This is a genomic window from Periweissella fabalis, from assembly GCF_012396505.1.
Taxonomy (GTDB): Bacteria; Bacillota; Bacilli; order Lactobacillales; family Lactobacillaceae; genus Periweissella; species Periweissella fabalis.
On the sequence record NZ_JAAXPN010000006.1, the window covers coordinates 94,062 to 113,402 of the forward strand.

The 19,341-nt window shown below is 39.9% G+C and carries 12 protein-coding genes and 5 tRNA genes; 1 reads left to right on the forward strand and 16 read right to left on the reverse strand.

Translation table 11 applies throughout. The features are described 5' to 3' along the window. Positions 1–135 precede the first annotated feature (135 nt). From HF964_RS06605 to rpsL, 7 genes are all read right to left on the reverse strand, one after another. Positions 136–1,227, reverse strand: a complete 1,092-nt coding sequence (locus HF964_RS06605) for an ABC transporter substrate-binding protein (protein WP_168722263.1) — start codon at positions 1,225–1,227, stop codon at positions 136–138. Then, complete coding sequence (locus HF964_RS06610) at positions 1,227–2,042, reverse strand: ABC transporter permease (RefSeq protein ID WP_168722264.1); 816 nt, start codon at positions 2,040–2,042, stop codon at positions 1,227–1,229. The genes HF964_RS06605 and HF964_RS06610 overlap by 1 nt, the downstream gene beginning before the upstream one ends. Then, positions 2,042–2,848: an ABC transporter permease gene (locus HF964_RS06615; RefSeq protein ID WP_168722265.1), complete on the reverse strand. Its 807-nt coding sequence runs from the start codon at positions 2,846–2,848 to the stop codon at positions 2,042–2,044. The genes HF964_RS06610 and HF964_RS06615 overlap by 1 nt, the downstream gene beginning before the upstream one ends. Positions 2,849–2,858: 10 nt before the next feature. Next, a complete protein-coding gene (locus HF964_RS06620; RefSeq protein WP_168722266.1) occupies positions 2,859–3,944 on the reverse strand; it encodes an ABC transporter ATP-binding protein in 1,086 nt (361 codons plus the stop codon). A gap of 130 nt (positions 3,945–4,074) precedes the next feature. Further along, positions 4,075–6,192, reverse strand: a complete 2,118-nt coding sequence (fusA, locus tag HF964_RS06625) for an elongation factor G (protein WP_168722267.1) — start codon at positions 6,190–6,192, stop codon at positions 4,075–4,077. Between the two features lie 106 nt (positions 6,193–6,298). Further along, the gene (gene rpsG, locus HF964_RS06630; RefSeq protein WP_168722268.1) at positions 6,299–6,769 is read right to left on the reverse strand and encodes a 30S ribosomal protein S7; all 471 of its coding nucleotides are present in this window, start codon (positions 6,767–6,769) and stop codon (positions 6,299–6,301) included. Positions 6,770–6,786: 17 nt separating this feature from the next. Then, positions 6,787–7,200 (reverse strand): 30S ribosomal protein S12, encoded by a 414-nt coding sequence (rpsL, locus tag HF964_RS06635; RefSeq protein ID WP_168722269.1) that lies wholly within the window; start codon positions 7,198–7,200, stop codon positions 6,787–6,789. A gap of 294 nt (positions 7,201–7,494) precedes the next feature. Here rpsL and HF964_RS06640 point away from each other — a divergent pair, with 294 nt between their 5' ends. Continuing rightward, on the forward strand, positions 7,495–7,800 hold the full coding sequence (locus tag HF964_RS06640; protein ID WP_168722270.1) for a hypothetical protein: 306 nt from the start codon (positions 7,495–7,497) through the stop codon (positions 7,798–7,800). 331 nt (positions 7,801–8,131) lie between these two features. On the opposite strand, the gene rpoC is transcribed toward HF964_RS06640, so the two are convergent. The 9 genes from rpoC to HF964_RS06685 all read right to left on the reverse strand — a co-directional run bounded on the left by rpoC (position 8,132) and on the right by HF964_RS06685 (position 19,289). Beyond that, on the reverse strand, positions 8,132–11,779 hold the full coding sequence (rpoC, locus tag HF964_RS06645; protein ID WP_168722271.1) for a DNA-directed RNA polymerase subunit beta': 3,648 nt from the start codon (positions 11,777–11,779) through the stop codon (positions 8,132–8,134). 18 nt (positions 11,780–11,797) lie between these two features. Further along, entirely contained in the window at positions 11,798–15,379 is a 3,582-nt protein-coding gene (gene rpoB / locus HF964_RS06650) for a DNA-directed RNA polymerase subunit beta (RefSeq protein ID WP_168722272.1), read from the reverse strand. A gap of 307 nt (positions 15,380–15,686) precedes the next feature. Then, complete coding sequence (locus tag HF964_RS06655) at positions 15,687–18,152, reverse strand: ATP-dependent Clp protease ATP-binding subunit (protein WP_168722273.1); 2,466 nt, start codon at positions 18,150–18,152, stop codon at positions 15,687–15,689. Between the two features lie 24 nt (positions 18,153–18,176). Continuing rightward, on the reverse strand, positions 18,177–18,644 hold the full coding sequence (locus tag HF964_RS06660; protein ID WP_168722274.1) for a CtsR family transcriptional regulator: 468 nt from the start codon (positions 18,642–18,644) through the stop codon (positions 18,177–18,179). A 152-nt stretch (positions 18,645–18,796) separates the two neighbouring features. Continuing rightward, a tRNA-Arg gene (locus HF964_RS06665) sits at positions 18,797–18,870 on the reverse strand. Positions 18,871–18,885: 15 nt separating this feature from the next. Next, positions 18,886–18,957: transfer RNA gene (locus HF964_RS06670), tRNA-Gly, on the reverse strand. Between the two features lie 5 nt (positions 18,958–18,962). Further along, a tRNA-Thr gene (locus HF964_RS06675) sits at positions 18,963–19,035 on the reverse strand. Between the two features lie 61 nt (positions 19,036–19,096). Beyond that, positions 19,097–19,170 (reverse strand) — tRNA-Pro (locus tag HF964_RS06680). Positions 19,171–19,215: 45 nt separating this feature from the next. Further along, a tRNA-Arg gene (locus tag HF964_RS06685) sits at positions 19,216–19,289 on the reverse strand. Positions 19,290–19,341: the final 52 nt, after the last annotated feature.

Here is a 19,341-nt window from a genome sequence, read left to right on the forward strand (position 1 = left end):
CTTTATTATTAATCGACTGTCAAATATGCTGCTAAAGTCTGCTATATTTAAAATATACTCAAAAAAGCTAGGAAAAATAAATTTTCCTAGCTTTTTCACTTGCTATATCAGTATAAATTTATCATAGCCTGACTTTTAACGATGTACCATTTTAAATTCAAGGTATAAATCATTATACTCTTCGGTCTTAGCTTGACTTAAATTTGTATAAACTTGAAATTTCTTCATCATTTCATCAGTTGGATAAAAGTTTGTTTGGGCCGTTATTGCTTTGGGTAATAACTTCTTAGCCGCTGCATTAGGTGTTGAATAACCAATGTATTCCGCATTTTGTGCGGCATTTTTGGGTTCATTAATGAAATTAATGAATGCATATGCCGCCTTTAGATGTTTAGCATTTTTTGGAATAACTAAATTATCAAACCACAAATTAGTGCCATCTTTAGGAATTACATAATGCAAATGACTATTCTCAGCAATCATTTCTGATGCATCACCAGAATACCCTACTGCAAGTGGTGCTTGATCTTGTGCCATATACATTTTGATTTCATCAGCTGCAATTGCCTTAATATTTGGAGCTAATGCATCTAATTTACCCTTGGCAGCCATCAAATCACCATTGTTAGTTGTATTCACAGATTTATTTAATGAAATTAATGCAAATCCAAAGACATCTCGGGCGTCATCGGTAAGCATAATACTATCACGAAATTCAGGTTTCCATAAATCATTCCATGTTTGAATCTGCTCAGGTTTTACATATTTATCATTATATGTAATTCCTAATGTTCCCCAGAAATATGGTACTGAATATTGATTATGTGGATCAAAAGCCAAATTCAAAAAGTTTTTATCATAATACTTAAGCGTTGGAATTTTATTCAAATCCAATTTATGCAATAAGCCTAGTTGTTTCATTTTTTGAACTGTGTATTCTGACGGAACTGTTATATCATAACTAGTTCCACCTTGTTGAATTTTTGTTAGCATTGCTTCATTACTATCAAAGGTATCATAGTTAACTTTATAACCGGTTTGTTTTTCAAACTTAGCTATTAAATTTGGATCAATATATGCACCCCAATTATAGATATTTAACACTTTTGTGCTGCTACCAGCTTTCCCCGTAGCTGCACTTTGTTCTTTTTCAAAATGATTAGCACCTAAAGCAAGTAGCCCAGCAACAATTAGTACGGCAATGGCCGCATATAGTAAACGTTTCATCAGCCATTTCGTCCTTTCTTATACTGCTTTTTACGTTTTAAATTATATTGATTGATGAAGAAATAACCTGTCACTAACAGTAATGAAATAATAAACATTAATGCTGATAACGCATTAATTTCTAAACTAACTCCTTGACGAGCTCGTGAATAAATTTCAACTGCTAACGTTGAAAAGCCATTCCCAGTTACAAAGAATGTAACAGCAAAATCATCTAATGAATACGTAAAAGCCATAAAAAATCCTGCATAAATTCCTGGGGCTAGATATGGTAAGATTACTCGAGTTAGTACTTGCCAAGAATTAGCACCTAAATCTTGAGCTGCATCAACCAAAGTAGTGCTCATTTCATTTAGCTTAGGTAAAACCATTAAAACAACAATTGGTATCGAAAATGCAATATGACTCATCAATACTGAGCCAAATCCTAATCCTAGGCCAAGTAATGTGAAAAAAATTAAGAAACTAGCCCCGATAATTACATCAGGTGATACCAATAAAATATTATTTAAAGATAATAAAACATTCTTCATTAAGGGATTTTTGACACCATAAATACCTAATGCTCCAAATGTTCCTATAATTGTAGCTAACAACGAAGATAGCAGGGCAACAACAAACGTATTTAAAACAATTTGCAACATTCGATTGTCAGCAAATAATTCTCCATAATGTTTCAAAGAGAATCCCGAAAAATTTTGCATATATTCGCCTGCATTAAAAGAATAAAAAATCAAATAAAAAATCGGCAAATATAGAACTATAAATATAATAATCAAATAGAGGTTTGCCCAACGGCTTTGTTTTTCAACCATTACTTACGCCCCCGTTTCTTTCTTTCTCGTGTCAATACCATTGTAATTACCATTGCAACAATTAGTACTACCCCGATAGTTGAACCAAGTCCCCAATTTTGCGTTACTAAAAAATGTTCCTCAATTGCCGTACCTAGAGTAATAACACGATTTCCACCAATCAAGCGTGTAATCATAAAGAGTGATAACGATGGAATAAAGACAGCTTGGATTCCAGCACGAATTCCATCTGCTGATAACGGTAAGATAACTCGCCGAAAAGTTTGCCAACGTGTTGCACCTAAATCATAACTTGCATTAATCAAACTATTATCAATCTCATTAATTGAGTTAAAGATTGGCAAAATCATAAATGGAATTTCAATATATGCAGCTACTAAAATAAAACTAGCATCTGTAAATAATAATTGTTGCGGTGCAAATCCGAGCAATTGAATAAAGTGATTGACAGAACCGTTTTTAGACAATAGACCGATAAAGGCATACGTTTTTAATAACAAATTTATCCAAGTTGGTAGAATAATAAGCAGTAACCAAAATTGTTTATACTTTAAATTACTTAAAAAAAGGGCTGTCGGAAAACTAATCAACAATGTGATAACCGTAATTAAAAATGCATACCAAATCGAATTAAACATCATTTGTAGATAAATTCCAGAACCTAAAAAATTTTGATAATTCGCAAATGTAAAATGATGCGCCATTGAAAGAAATGATTCACCAAACATTAATACAATCGGGGCACCAACAAATAAAATCAACCAAAGGCCGTATGGAATAAAGTAAAATAATCGATTTTTCAACATCTACGCCTCCTTAATCCTCATAATTTTCTAGACGAGCATCAAAATCATCTTCTGATTCATCAAAACGCATAATATGGATATCCTCGGGGTCAAATGTAAGACCTTGACGCGTATTTATAATTGATGGATTTGTAGCTTGAATACGCCATTCATTATTGTCGTCATCATGGGCACTAATTTCATAATAATCGCCACGAAACGATTGAGCATCAATTGTTACAACTAACTTTCCATTTTCAGGTGTTGTTAAATCTAAATCTTCAGGTCGTAAAACAACTTCAACTCGTTCATTAGGTCGCATTCCTGCGTCAACATTTTCAAATTCTTTACCTGCAAATGAAACTAAATAATCTTCGCGCATTACCCCTTCAATAATATTACTTTCACCAATAAAGTTTGCTACAAAGTGATTAATTGGTTCATCATAAATATCAACCGGGGTTCCATTTTGCAAAATTTTACCTTCATTCATAACAAAGATCCAATCTGACATTGCAAGTGCTTCTTCCTGGTCATGAGTTACAAAAATAAATGTAATTCCTAATCGCTGTTGTAATTCACGTAATTCATATTGCATATCTTTACGCAATTTATAATCCAAAGCTGATAATGGCTCATCTAATAGTAAGATTTCTGGATCATTTGCTAAAGCCCGTGCAATTGCTACTCGTTGTTGTTGACCACCAGATAGTTCATCAATACTACGGTCTTCATAACCTGCCAATTGAACCATTCCAAGCATACTGGTTACTTTTTCTTTAATTTTTCCTTTACTAACACCTTTTAAAGTCATTCCAAAAGCAACATTCTCAAACACATTCATATTCGGGAATAAGGCATAATTTTGAAAGACTGTATTCACTCGCCGCTTATTTGCAGGGACATCATTAATTCGTTGTCCATCAAAAATAATATCCCCACTAGTTGCACTTGAGAAACCCGCAATCAACCGTAAAATTGTTGTCTTACCACTACCAGAAGGTCCTAGTAATGTATAAAATTTTCCAGCCTCAATTGTTAAGTCAACCCCTTTTAAAACTTGGGTTTCTTCATAACTTTTTACAACATTTTTAAACTCAATAATTGTTTGCGCCATTTTACCAGTTTCCTTTACTAAATTTTATCTAAATGTTAATCATAACTGATAGTATATCATTTATCTACTTTTTAAAAAAATGATACGAAAAAAGCCACCGCAAATGCGGTAGCTTTTTTAGGCAAGGTGATTATTCACCATCTTTACCATTCTTTTTGATAATATCTTCTTGGATGTTCTTAGGAACAGCTTCGTAGTGGTCAAATGCCATTTGGAATGTACCACGACCTTGCGTTGATGAACGTAAAGTAGTTGCGTATCCAAACATTTCTGACAATGGAACCTTCGCGTGTAACATCATAACGTTACCACGTGATTCTTGACCTTCAACAAGTCCACGACGAGCTGAAACGTGACCCATAACATCTCCCAAGTTGTCTTCAGGAACAACGATGTCAACCTTCATAATTGGTTCAAGGATAACGGCACCAGCTTCCTTAGCAGCGTTACGCAATGAAAGTGAAGCGGCAATCTTAAAGGCTGCTTCAGATGAATCGACATCGTGGTATGAACCATCGTACAATTTGGCTTTCAAGTCAACCAATGGGTAACCAGCCAATGGACCAGCATTCATTGCTTCCTTCAAACCAGCTTCAACTGAACCGATGTATTCACGAGGCACAACCCCACCAACGATGGCGTCTTCGAATTCGAAACCTGCACCTTCTTCGTTTGGTGAAAATTCAACCCAAACGTCCCCGTATTGACCTTTACCACCAGATTGGCGTTTGAAGAATCCACGAGATTGAACAGTCTTAGTAAAGGCTTCACGGTAAGCAACTTGAGGCGCACCAACAGTTGCTTCAACGTTGAATTCACGTTTCATACGGTCAACGATGATATCCAAGTGAAGTTCACCCATTCCTGAGATCAAAGTGTCACCAGTTTCTGGGTTAGTTTCGGCACGGAATGATGGATCTTCTTCAGCAAGCTTTTGCAATGCATTAGACATCTTATCTTGGTCGGCCTTAGTCTTAGGTTCGATAGCCAATTGGATAACTGGTTCTGGGAATTCCATTGATTCAAGGATCAATGGACGATCAACAGCAGTCAATGAGTCCCCAGTAGTAGTGTCCTTCAAACCGATAGCGGCAGCAATGTCACCTGAGAATACTTCATCAATTTCAGTACGGTTAGTTGCGTGCATTTGAAGCAAACGACCAACACGTTCACGCTTGCCCTTAGTTGTGTTAAGGACATATGAACCTGATTGTAAAGTACCAGTGTAAACACGGATGAAAGTAAGACGACCAACGAATGGGTCAGTCATAACCTTAAATGCCAAGGCAGCGAAAGGCTTTTCATCATCGGCAATCAAATCAACTTCTTCTTCAGTATCTGGATCAGTTGAAACGTATGGCTTAACTTCAAGTGGTGATGGCAAGTAGTCAACAACCGCATCAAGCATCATTTGCACACCCTTATCCTTGTAGGCAGAACCAGCAAGAACTGGGAAGAATTCTAAGGCTAAAGTAGCCTTACGGATAGCAGCCTTCAATTCAGCAACTGAGATTTCTTCACCTTCAAGGTATTTGTCCATGATGTCTTCATTAACGTCAGCAATTGCTTCAATCAATTCGTTACGCTTTTCTTCAGCTAATTCTTGGTAATCGGCTGGAATATCACGCATTTCCCAAGTTTCACCAAGGGCATCAACTGGGTATTCAGCTTTCATTTCAAGCAAGTCGATGATGGCTTCAAAGTCATCTTCGGCACCGATTGGCCATTGAACAGCCTTGGCGTTAGCTTGTAAACGTTCACCAAGTGAGTCCACTGACATTTGGAAATCAGCACCCATTTTGTCCATCTTGTTAACAAAAACAACACGAGGAACATCATAAGTAGTTGCTTGTCGCCAAACAGTTTCAGTTTGTGGTTCAACCCCTGCAGCACCATCAAGAACCGCTACGGCACCATCAAGAACACGAAGTGAACGTTCAACTTCGATAGTAAAGTCAACGTGACCTGGAGTATCGATGATGTTAACACGGTATGGGTTTTTGTCAAATTGGTTGTGGAAACCGTGCCAAACAGCAGTAGTAGCGGCTGATTGGATAGTGATACCACGTTCCTTTTCTTGATCCATGAAGTCCATTTGTGAAGCCCCATCGTGGGTTTCACCAATCTTGTGAATCTTACCAGTGTAGTATAAAACACGTTCAGTTGTAGTAGTCTTACCCGCATCGATGTGGGCCATGATACCGATGTTACGAGTATGGTCGAGCGGGTATTCACGCTTGTTTGCCATTTTGGTTATTCTCCTCTGGAAATATTAATTATACAATACGACAAAATGTAAAAAATATACAACAAAATTGACTATCAAATTTTATATGATAGCCAATCCTGAAATCTTACCAACGGTAGTGAGCAAAGGCACGGTTGGCTTCCGCCATCTTGTGAGTGTCTTCACGTTTCTTAACAGATGCACCAGTATTGTTAGCTGCATCCATGATTTCCTTCGCAAGACGTTCGTCCATAGTGTGTTCCCCACGCAAACGAGCGTAGTTAACCAACCAACGAAGACCAAGAGTAGTACGACGGTCAGGACGTACTTCGATAGGAACTTGGTAGTTAGAACCACCAACACGACGTGCTTTAACTTCAAGCACTGGCATGATGTTGTTCATAGCTTCTTCAAAAACTTCTAATGGATCGTTACCAGTAGTAGCTTTGATAGTATCAAAAGCTGAGTATAAAATAGTTGAAGCAGTTCCGCGCTTACCATCTAACATAAGACGGTTGATCAAACGAGAAACAAGCTTTGAGTTGTAAATTGGATCGGGCAATACTTCGGCCCGTTTTGTATAACCTTTACGTGGCATATTACGTTACCCTCCTATTATTTTTTAGGTTTCTTAGTACCGTACTTAGAACGGCTTTGACGACGGTTATCAACACCAGCAGTATCAAGTGCACCACGGATGATGTGGTAACGAACCCCAGGTAAATCCTTTACACGGCCCCCACGAATCAATACAACAGAGTGTTCTTGCAAGTTGTGGCCTTCACCAGGAATGTAGGCAGTAACTTCGAACAAGTTTGAAAGACGCACACGCGCATACTTACGTAAGGCAGAGTTAGGCTTCTTTGGAGTCATAGTACCAACACGGGTAGCAACACCACGTTTTTGTGGGGCTGGTGTGTTAGTTTGCACTTTCTTTTGGCTGTTGTAACCAAAATTCAAGGCAGGTGAGCTAGATTTAGTTGTTCGGCTCTTACGTCCTGAACGAACCAATTGGTTAATTGTAGGCATCTAAAATGCTCCTTCCCATTTTCGTTTGTTTTTATAAGTTTTAGTCCACACATCCAGGAGTATCATTTTTTAATCAAAAAAATAGCCCCTAAACTATGGTTTGGCTGATGTCCCTTCGAGGCAGTCAGCACGGCTGAAATGGTCGCAACCATCAGCGATAACTGTCCTGTAAAAAGCACAACTATAAATATATCACTTTGGATACCATGCGTCAACAAAATTAAATAGTTTATTGTTATTTTTTCTTAGTCTTCGTAGTTTATAGTAACTAAATCGAATACAGAGGACTTATTAATGATTAACATACTGCTCTACGTTACTATAATAACTATTATTTTGATTTGGGCAATTTGGGATTGCTTTGAAATTAGTCACATCACTAAATATCATCAATTTATTATCCCACACCTTTTAGAACATCAGCATCGAAAAACGTTACTAACTTTAATTTTAGGTAGTAATGGCTTGATGCTTGTATTAAAACCATACCTTCAATCTTATCCACTTACCTTGGTTTGCTTAGCGTTATTAGTAATGAGTGTTCAAGATTTATTAACAGGCTATGTCAACATTTTATTTGCATGGGCTATCTTTTTTTAGTGTTTTATTTGCAAATACACACACTGACATTTGCTAAACTAAATATCAACTTATGCTTAGCATTAATTCTAATGATTTGTATCGATTATCAAATACTTGGAAGTGGCGACTTTCCTTTAATTCTAACGTTTCAAATTCTTTTAAGTCCACAAGCATTTAGCTACTTACTCATTTTAGCAGCTATGTTAACTTATACTTGGTTAACTATTAGCAAGCACCATATCGTGCCCTTCATTCCTAGCCTTAGTACCGCTTATTGGAGCCTAATATTACTTAATTTAATATAAAAAAAGACATGGAACTAAAATTCCATGTCTTTTCTGCAGTTATACTACTTTGATTCAGCTTCAAGTTGAGCTTCAATATCAGCAATTGAGTAAACACCTTCAGCAGTAGCTGATGGAGTAGCAATTGTCTTTGACTTAATGTCACGGTATTGTTGCATACCAGTACCGGCAGGAATAATCTTACCGATAATAACATTTTCTTTCAACCCAATCAATGGATCGTTCTTACCACGAATAGCGGCATCAGTAAGCACACGCGTTGTTTCTTGGAATGATGCGGCTGACAAGAAACTGTTAGTTTCAAGTGAGGCCTTAGTAATACCAAGAAGCACTGGACGTGCAGTTGCTGGAATACCACCCTTGATTACTGTTTCAGCAACAGCATCGCGGAAGTCGTTGATATCCATCAAGTTACCTGGAAGTAAGTCAGTATCACCCGGATCCATCACGCGAACTTTACGGAGCATTTGACGCGCCATAACTTCAACGTGTTTATCTGAGATTTCAACCCCTTGCAAACGGTAAACCTTTTGGATTTCACGTAAGATGTAGTTTTCAGTTGAAAGCACATCACGCACTTGAATCAAGTGCTTAGGATCAACAGAACCTTCGTTCAACGCATCCCCACGGTGAATGTGATCACCTTCGCCTACACGCATGCGGGCTGATAGTGGTAATGTGTATGTCCGGCTGTCAGTATCACCTGCAATTGTGATTTCCTTAGTCCGTTCAGCTGGGTTTTCTTCGATTGATTCAACAATCCCAGTAACCTCAGTAATTTCAGCACGCCCTTTAGGGTTACGTGCTTCAAAAATTTCTTGGACACGAGGAAGCCCTTGAGTGATATCATCCCCGGCAACCCCACCGGTGTGGAAGTTACGCATTGTAAGTTGCGTACCAGGTTCACCGATTGATTGCGCAGCCACAGTACCAACTGCTTCCCCAACTTCAACTTCATCACCAGTGGCCATGTTACGTCCATAACAACGTTCACAAACCCCGTGCTTAGTGTTACAAGTGAAGGCTGAACGGATAGTTACCATTTGGATACCAGCTTCAACAATTGCCTTAGCTTCATCTTCTTGGATCATATCGTTAGCTTTAACAATCACCGCACCAGTTTCTGGGTTCTTTATTGACTTCATTGCGTAACGACCTAAGATACGGTCATAAAGTGATTCGATTACTTCGTTTCCTTCCATAATGGCAGAAACGTCAAGACCACGGTCAGTACCACAGTCAACTTCACGAATAATAACGTCTTGAGCAACGTCAACCAAACGACGAGTCAAGTAACCAGAATCGGCAGTCTTCAAGGCCGTATCAGTCATCCCTTTACGAGCCCCGTGGGTTGAAATAAACATTTCAAGCACTGAAAGACCTTCACGGAAGTTGGCAATGATTGGCAATTCCATGATTCGTCCGTTAGGCGCAGCCATCAAACCACGCATCCCGGCAAGTTGAGTAAAGTTAGAAATATTACCACGCGCTCCTGAATCTGACATCATGAAGATTGGATTGTTTGAATCGAAACCTTCAATAAGCTTTTGTTGGATTTCATCCTTTGCAGCGTTCCAGATTGCAATAACACGTTCGTATCGTTCATCGTCAGTAATCAATCCACGACGGAATTGCTTAGTAACAACCGCAACCTTTTCGTGGGCGGCATCAACGATTTCATTCTTTTCTTTTAATTCAGTAACATCGGCAGCCCCAACAGTTAAACCTGAAATAGTTGATTCTTCATAACCTAAGTCCTTCATACGGTCCAAGAGTAATGAAGTTTCAGTAACCTTGTAACGCTTGTAAACTTCAGCGATGGCATCAGATAAGAAACCTTTCTTAAATGGTGCTACAACTGGTTGGTCGCGCAAGAATTCTTTCAAGTTAGTACCTGGTGCGATGAAGTATTTATCATCAACCCCAGTTGTTAAAGCAGCTTCAGTTGGTTCGTTCAAGTAGAAGAAGTCGCCTGGTAAGATGTTGTTAAAGATTAATTTACCAACAGTCGTTACCAAGATCTTGCTACGTTGGTCAGCAGTAAATGGCTTATCTGCTGGGAAGCTTGAAGTTTGCACCCCAATCCGCGTGTGCCAGTGGACATACTTGTTTTGGTAGGCGATTTGGGCTTCGTTAAGATCCTTAAAGATCATCCCTTCACCTTCACGACCAGCTTCTTCAGTAGTTAAGTAGTAGTTACCGATAACCATGTCTTGTGATGGTGCAACGATTGGCTTACCATCTTTAGGCGCCAAGATGTGACCAGCGGCAAGCATAAGCAAACGAGCTTCGGCTTGCGCTTCATCAGACAATGGCACGTGGATGGCCATTTGGTCACCATCGAAATCGGCATTGTACGCTTCCGTAACCAATGGGTGAAGACGCATCGCTTTACCAGAAACAAGCACTGGTTCAAAGGCTTGAATCCCTAAACGGTGAAGCGTAGGTGCCCGGTTCAATAGAACTGGGTGTTCCTTGATAACATCTTCCAAGACGTCCATAACATCATCATCACGACGATCAATCTTACGCTTAGCATTCTTAATGTTAGAAGCTAATTCACGTGAAACCAATTCCTTCATGATAAATGGTTTGAACAATTCCAACGCCATTTGACGTGGAAGACCCATTTGGTTCATCTTCAAGAAAGGACCAACGTCGATAACAGAACGACCAGAGTAGTCAACCCGCTTACCAAGCAAGTTTTGACGGAAACGTCCTTGTTTACCCTTCAACATGTGTGAAAGAGACTTCAATGGACGGTTACCTGGACCAGCAACTGGACGGCCGCGACGACCGTTATCAATCAAGGCGTCAACAGCTTCTTGAAGCATCCGCTTTTCATTTTGAACGATGATACCAGGGGCATTAAGATCTAACAAACGCTTCAAACGGTTGTTCCGGTTAATAACCCGACGGTATAAATCATTCAAGTCAGAAGTTGCAAAACGGCCACCTTCAAGTTGCACCATTGGGCGTAAATCAGGTGGAATAACTGGAATAACATCCATTACCATCCAATCCGGACGGTTACCTGATTTCAAGAAAGCTTCGATAATGTCAAGACGACGAACGGCACGAGTCCGTTTTTGTCCTGAAGCTTCTTTTAATTCGGCTTTCAATGCTTGTGCTTCCTTAGCCAAATCAACATCAGCAAGTAATGTTTGAATAGCTTCGGCACCCATAGCAGCGCTAAATTCGTTACCGTATTCAGCCTTTAATTCACGGTATTCACGTTCTGAAAGTAATTGCTTCTTTTCAAGTGGTGAGTTACCAGTTTCAGTAACTACGTATGAAGCAAAGTAAATAATTTCTTCAAGTGAACGAGGGCTCATGTCAAGCACAAGACCCATCCGTGAAGGAATACCCTTGAAGTACCAAATGTGCGTTACAGGGGCAGCAAGTTCAATGTGTCCCATACGTTCACGACGTACTTTAGCACGCGTAACTTCAACTCCACAACGGTCACAAACAATACCCTTGTAACGAATACGTTTGTATTTACCACAAGCACATTCCCAGTCCTTGGTTGGTCCAAAGATGCGTTCATCAAAGAGTCCATCTTTTTCAGGTTTTAAAGTCCGGTAGTTAATTGTTTCAGGCTTCTTAACTTCACCATAAGACCAGCTGCGAATTTTGTCTGGTGATGCCAGACCAATTTGCATGCTTTCAAACTTATTAACATCAATCAAAGGATTGACCACCTTTCATTATTCTTGTTCGATTGTATCAGTTGCCGGCTTCGCTGTTTCAGTATTTTCAGCAGCGTGTTCAGCAGCATACTTAGCAAGGGCGTCAACGTTTACAACGTCATCGTCGTCTTCGTCCATATCACGGAGTTCAATTTCTTCTTTATCTGCATCCAACACCTTCATATCAAGACCAAGTGATTGCAATTCTTTTACAAGCACGCGGAATGATTCTGGAACTCCAGGTTGTGGGATTGGTTCACCCTTAACGATCGCTTCATAAGTCTTAACACGACCAACAACGTCATCTGACTTGTAAGTCAAGATTTCTTGAAGAGTGTAAGCAGCCCCATACGCTTCAAGGGCCCAAACTTCCATTTCCCCGAAACGTTGTCCACCAAATTGCGCTTTACCACCAAGTGGTTGTTGCGTAACAAGTGAGTAAGGTCCGATTGAACGGGCGTGAATTTTATCATCAACCATGTGGGCAAGCTTCATGTAGTGCATTGTCCCAACGGCGATCCGATTATCAAATGCTTCCCCAGTCCGACCATCGTAAAGGACCGTCTTACCATCAGCTGGGAGACCAGCTTCACGAACAGCGTCCCAGATATCTTTATCTGTGGCACCATCAAATACTGGTGAGGCCATGTGAATACCTAATGTCCGAGCAGCCATCCCCAAGTGCAATTCAAGCACTTGACCGATGTTCATCCGTGAAGGCACACCCATGGGTGAAAGCATGATATCAATTGGGGTACCATCTGGCATGTATGGCATGTCTTCTGATGGCACAACGATTGAAACAGTACCCTTGTTACCGTGACGTCCCGCCATCTTATCCCCAACTTGAATCTTACGTTTTTGGGCGATGTAGACACGAACCATCATGTTAACACCTGGTGAAAGTTCATCACCGTTTTCACGAGTGAAGATCTTAACGTCTTGAACGACCCCTCCACCACCGTGAGGTACACGAAGTGATGTATCACGAACTTCACGAGCTTTTTCACCAAAGATGGCGTGAAGCAAGCGTTCTTCGGCTGATAATTCAGTCACACCCTTAGGAGTAACTTTACCAACTAAGATATCACCATCTTCAACTTCGGCCCCGATACGGATAATACCCATTGCATCAAGGTCTTTTAATTGTTCTTCCCCAACGTTAGGGATTTCACGCGTCATTTCTTCAGGTCCAAGCTTTGTGTCGCGGGCTTCTGATTCAAATTCTTCGATGTGAATTGAAGTGTAGACATCTTCACGAATCAAACGTTCGTTCAAGATGATGGCATCTTCAAAGTTGTAACCTTTCCAAGTCATGAAGGCAATCAATGGGTTTTGACCCAAGGCTAATTCACCTTGTTCCATTGATGGACCGTCAGCAAGGACTTCATCGGCTTCAATCATTTCACCAACACGGACAATTGGGCGTTGGTTGTAGTTTTTACCTGAGTTTGAACGACGGAACTTCATCAACTTGTAAGTATCTAATGAACCATCTTCGCGACGGATGCGAATTTCACGACCGTCAACGTATTCAACTTGACCAGCATGTTTAGCAATCATAGCAACCCCTGAATCGTGGGCCGCTTTGTATTCAATACCAGTACCAACAAGTGGTGCGTGTGGGTTAACCAATGGCACCGCTTGACGTTGCATGTTGGCTCCCATCAAAGCACGGTTTGAGTCGTCGTTTTCCAAGAAAGGAATGTTGGCTGTCGCCACGGCAACTACTTGCTTAGGTGAAACGTCCATGTAATCAACGTTTTCGATTGAAGTTTCAATATTGTCATCAGCATCACGTGCCATTACAGCTGATTCAACAAATGAACCGTCATCGTTCAATGGTGTGTTGGCTTGCGCAATAACAAAATTAGCTTCTTCATCGGCTGTTAAGTAATCAATCTTTTCAGTAACCTTGTGATCATCCCATGAAACACGACGGTATGGTGTTTCAACAAATCCGTAACGGTTAACCTTTGCATATGATGAAAGGGAGTTAATCAAACCGATGTTAGGACCTTCAGGAGTTTCAATTGGACACATCCGACCATAGTGCGTGTAGTGCACGTCTCGGACTTCATATCCGGCCCGGTCACGCGTCAAACCACCAGGTCCAAGCGCTGAAAGACGACGTTTGTGTGAAAGTTCTCCAAGTGGGTTAGTTTGGTCCATGAATTGTGACAATTGTGATGAACCAAAGAATTCCTTGATTGAAGCAACCACTGGTCGAATATTAATTAATTGTTGTGGGGTCACTGTTTCGGCGTCTTGAATTGACATCCGTTCGCGAACCACACGTTCCATCCGTGATAAACCAATCCGGAATTGGTTTTGTAATAATTCACCAACTGAACGGATCCGACGGTTACCCAAGTGGTCAATATCATCAGTTGCGCCAAGACCTTCTTTTAAGTTAAAGAAGTAGTTCATTGATGCGATAATATCGGCTGGAGTAACTGTCCGCGTTGTTGCGCCAATGTGGCCGTTACCAATTACCAAGAGTTCCTTTTCAGGATCGTTTGGTGATTCAACCTTAATTGTTTGAATCGTCATTGGTTCAGTCACAACAGCATCTTCAGTTGGGTAGAATGTTGTCGCCTTGAAATCTTCCTTATCAAGGAATGGTGCCAAGTCAGCCATTACATTCTTGTCAATCTTAGTCCCCTTAGCAGCAATAACTTCACCAGTTTCTGGATCAGCTAAAGTTTCAGCTAATGTAAGACCAAGTAAACGGGTCTTCAAGTTCAACTTTTTGTTGATCTTGTAACGACCAACTGGAGCTAAATCATAACGTTTTGGATCAAAGAAACGGGCTGTCAACAATGAACGTGATGAATCAGCTGTCTTTGGTTCACCTGGACGTAGACGTTCGTAAATGTCTTTCAAGGCTTCTTCAGTACGTGATTCAGAAAGTTCTTTGTGAACATCCTTTTCAAGGGTGTTCATCAATGAATCATATGATGAGCTAAAGATTTCCAAGATATCACTATCTGAAGCAAATCCAAGTGCACGTACTAATTCAGTCAATGGAATCTTACGCGTACGGTCAATCCGGACGTATGCCACATCTTTGGCATCCGTTTCAAATTCCAACCATGCACCACGGTTAGGAATTACCGTTGTACCGTAACTTGGGCGGCCGTTTTTGTCGAGTTCTTCATTAAAGTAAACCCCAGGAGAACGCACTAATTGTGAAACGATAACACGTTCTGCCCCGTTAATAATGAAAGTACCTTGGTCAGTCATTAATGGGAAATCACCAAAGAAGACATCTTGTGACTTGATTTCGCTTGTTTCGTTGTTAATTAAACGTAAAGTTACGTGTAATGGAGCTGAGTAGTTGGCATCGTGTTCACGTGCTTCTTCAACTGTATACTTAGGTTCCATTAACTTGTAGTCAACAAATTCCAATGATAATTTTCCTTGGAAGTCTTCGATCGGAAGAATGTCGTTAAACATTTCCCGTAACCCCTCGTCTAAAAACCATTGATATGAATCTGTTTGAATTTCGATTAAGTTAGGCAAATCAAGGATTTCTTTGATTCGCGCGTAACTGCGACGGGTACGGCGCTTGCCGTTTTGAATTAAATGCCCTGCCAAAATTGGTCACCTCATCTCAAATTTTTGCCCTACGTTTACGTCCTGAAATGTTACATTATGATTACAAATCACTATATATCCAAATTCAAGGCATAAAAAAGACAACTTGCAGCTTTTTCCGAAGCTCCAGTTGTCTTAATATACAGGTTTCTGCGGACAATATATCACAAAAGCCATTTTTATTCGTAGTTTGTTCTCTATATATGTTACTAAAAATAATATTTTTTTGCAAGTAATACTTGACATTTATCCCAAAAAATATTATTTAGAAAAAAACAAGCCTTAAAGCAAGACTTGTTTTTAATATTTACCGTGAAGTTTCTGGATCTTTAATCGTTAGTTTAATTTCACCTTTTGCAGCCCCAATCGTCACATGACTGTTAACTGTAATATGACCTGAAAGTAACTCTTCACTAAGTAAATCTTCAACTTTGGTTTGCAAAGCTCGGCGTAATGGCCGAGCACCATATTCCGGATCAAAACCCGCAGCAGCAACTACATCAATTGCTGCAGGAGTAATTTTAATATCAATACCTTGTTCTTTAACTCGATTAAGTAAACTTTGCGCCATCAATTTCACGATTTCATGCAACTCAGGTTTATCTAAGCTGTGGAAGATAATCGTTTCATCAATCCGGTTGATAAATTCAGGTCGGAACTGTTCTTTCAAACTTTCACGAACCTTTGCTGCCATTGCCTCATAATCAGCCTCAGCTTTTTTAGCACCAAATCCCATCGTCTTTTCATCTCGGATACGAGTCGCTCCAAGGTTAGATGTCATAATAATAATCGTATTACTAAAATCAACGCGGCGGCCCTTAGAATCAGTTAAGTACCCATCATCTAATACTTGTAGTAAGAGATTAAAAATATCTGGATGTGCTTTTTCAACTTCATCTAAAAGGACAACTGAATATGGTTGTTGACGAACTTTTTCAGTCAGTTGGCCACCTTCATCAAAACCTACATACCCAGGAGCAGCTCCAACTAAACGGCTACTTGAATATTTTTCCATATATTCAGACATATCAATCCGAATCATATTCTTTTCAGAGCCAAAGATAGCTTCAGCTAATGCTTTAGCTAACTCAGTTTTACCTACTCCAGTAGGGCCAAGAAACATGAAACTTCCAATTGGTTTTTTAGGATCTTTCAACCCTGACCGTGCCCGCCGAATAGCACGCGAAATCGCAGAAACTGCTTCATTTTGACCAATCACTCGTTCGTGTAAAACTTTTTCTAAATTAATTAAGCGTGTTTGTTCTGATTTTTGCATCTGTGTTACCGGAACACCAGTCCATTCAGCTACAATTTCAGCAACATCTTCAGTAGTCACAAACAATGAATATGCATCATCTTTTTTAAGTAATTTTTGGGTCGCTTGCTGGCGTCGCTTAGCTTCTAACTCTTCATTAACTTCGACGAATTCACGGCGTAATTTTGCTGCCTTTTCAAAATCTTGTTGCAAAAGTGCTTCATCACATTGTTGTACTAATTCAGCAAGCTTTTGTGTTAATGGTGAAAATTCATCACTTACTTCTGGATTGTTAATTCGAACTTTAGCCGCTGCCTCATCGATAACATCAATTGCCTTATCAGGTAAAAAACGATCAGGAATATAGCGCACCGATAACTTAACAGCAGCTTCAATTGCCTCATTAGTAATGTTTACTCGGTGATGTTTTTCATATTGGGACTTCAAACCAACTAAAATTTCAGTTGTGTCAGCCTCCGAAGGTTCATTGACAATTACTTTTGCAAAACGACGTTCAAGAGCTGTATCTGTCTCGATATACTTTTGATATTCATTGAGTGTTGTCGCCCCAACAATTTGCACTTCTCCACGTGCTAATGCTGGTTTGAGCAAGTTAGAAGCATCAATTGCTCCTTCTGCACCCCCAGCTCCGATTAAAGTGTGTAATTCATCAATAAATAAGATTACATTCCCATCATTATAAACTTCGTCCACAATTTTACGAAGTCGTTCTTCAAATTCACCACGATACTTAGTACCAGCAACTACCGCTGCCATATCAAGCAATACCAAACGCTTCCCTTGTAAGTTAGCTGGTACTTCTTTACTAATAATTTTCTGCGCTAGACCTTCTGCGATTGCAGTTTTACCTACACCAGGTTCACCAACAAGAACTGGATTATTTTTAGTTCGACGACTCAAAATTTGAATAACCCGTTTTACCTCTTGTGCTCGACCAATCACTGGATCCATTTGTTTACCGGCTGCAATTTTGGTTAAATCACGACCCAAGCCATCTAAAGTTGGTGTACCTTTAGCTGTGCTGTGGCCACCTTTACCACGAATAGAATCAGTATTAACACCGATTTTTTTTAAAACCTGCCGCTGAATATCAGCTGGCTTAACATTTAAATCACCTAACATTCGTGTCGCTAAATTGCTTTGTGTACCAAGTAATGCTAGCAAAATATGTTCTGTACCAATATTTTTAGCTTGTAAATTACGAGCCTCTTCACCAGCTGATCGTAAAGTTGCCGCTGCTTTAGGTGAATAAGGTAGGTAATCTTCCCGTTCAAGCGGATTTAAATTACCATACCCCGTATAGTTTTCAATTTCACGTCGAATTTTATCGGCATCTAAACCAAAGCGTGCCAAAACCTTACCAGCCATACCTTCATACTCCATGGCTAAAGCTAAAAGTAAATGTTCTGTCCCGACTGCTTGATGCTTAAAAAACTTCGCTTGTTCTTGTGCTAATACAAGTACATTTCGAGCACTTTTTGTGTATTCGTTTCCCATTTGTACACCTCGCTATTTGCTATCTCAACTTTTAAACCGTAATCGATTTAAAATTCCAATTAAAATACGTGCACGCATCGCGTTTTCTGTTTGAGTATCATGAATTCGAAGGGTATCTTTATCGATTGTCGCCAAAATCAAACCAGCTTCGCGTGGTGAAATCAACTTATCTTCAAATAGACTCTGTACGACGGCGATGGCATCATGTTGTGAAACTGTCGTTCCAATCGCTGCAATTAATAAATCAAGAACTTGATTATCCTCTAACAACCGTACTTTTGCAATCCGTATATAACCACCGCCACCACGTTTACTTTCAACTAAGTACCCATTTTGAATAGTAAAACGCGTTTTAATTACATAATTGATTTGCGACGGTACCACATCAAATTGCTGTGCAATCTCAGCACGACGTATCTCTATGTGCTGATGTTCTTGCAAAATATTTTTTAAATATTGCTCAATCATGTCTGAAACATTTTGAGTTTCCACTATCCGTCGCCTCCTTTCCGTGCAGAATATCACTTTGACTAATCCTGACTTTATTATCCTTAATACACTCAAAAAATGCAAGATATCAAATCACATCTAAAAGATTAACAACAAAAAATCACGTCTTTATTAAAAGACGTGATTTTACACGATGCACCTAGCAGGAGTCGAACCTGCAACCTTCTGATTCGTAGTCAGACACTCTATCCAATTGCGCTATAGGTGCATAATATTAAATTTAAGCGAAAGACGGGATTCGAACCCGCGACCCCCACCATGGCAAGGTGATGTTCTACCACTGAACTACTTTCGCATTAATGCCGACTAAAGGATTCGAACCTTCGACCCCATCATTACTAGTGATGTGCTCTGCCAACTGAGCTAAGTCGGCGTCTCAAAAAATTGAGCCCAAGATCAAACAACGGTGACAACCACAGCGTCATTAAATCTTATCGGGAAGACAGGATTCGAACCTGCGACCCCCTGGTCCCAAACCAGGTGCTCTACCAAGCTGAGCTACTTCCCGAGACGAAACAATCTATTAAATTTAAACGTAAATCTAAATTCAATATGCACCTAGCAGGAGTCGAACCTGCAACCTTCTGATTCGTAGTCAGACACTCTATCCAATTGCGCTATAGGTGCATAATATTAAATTTAAGCGAAAGACGGGATTCGAACCCGCGACCCCCACCAT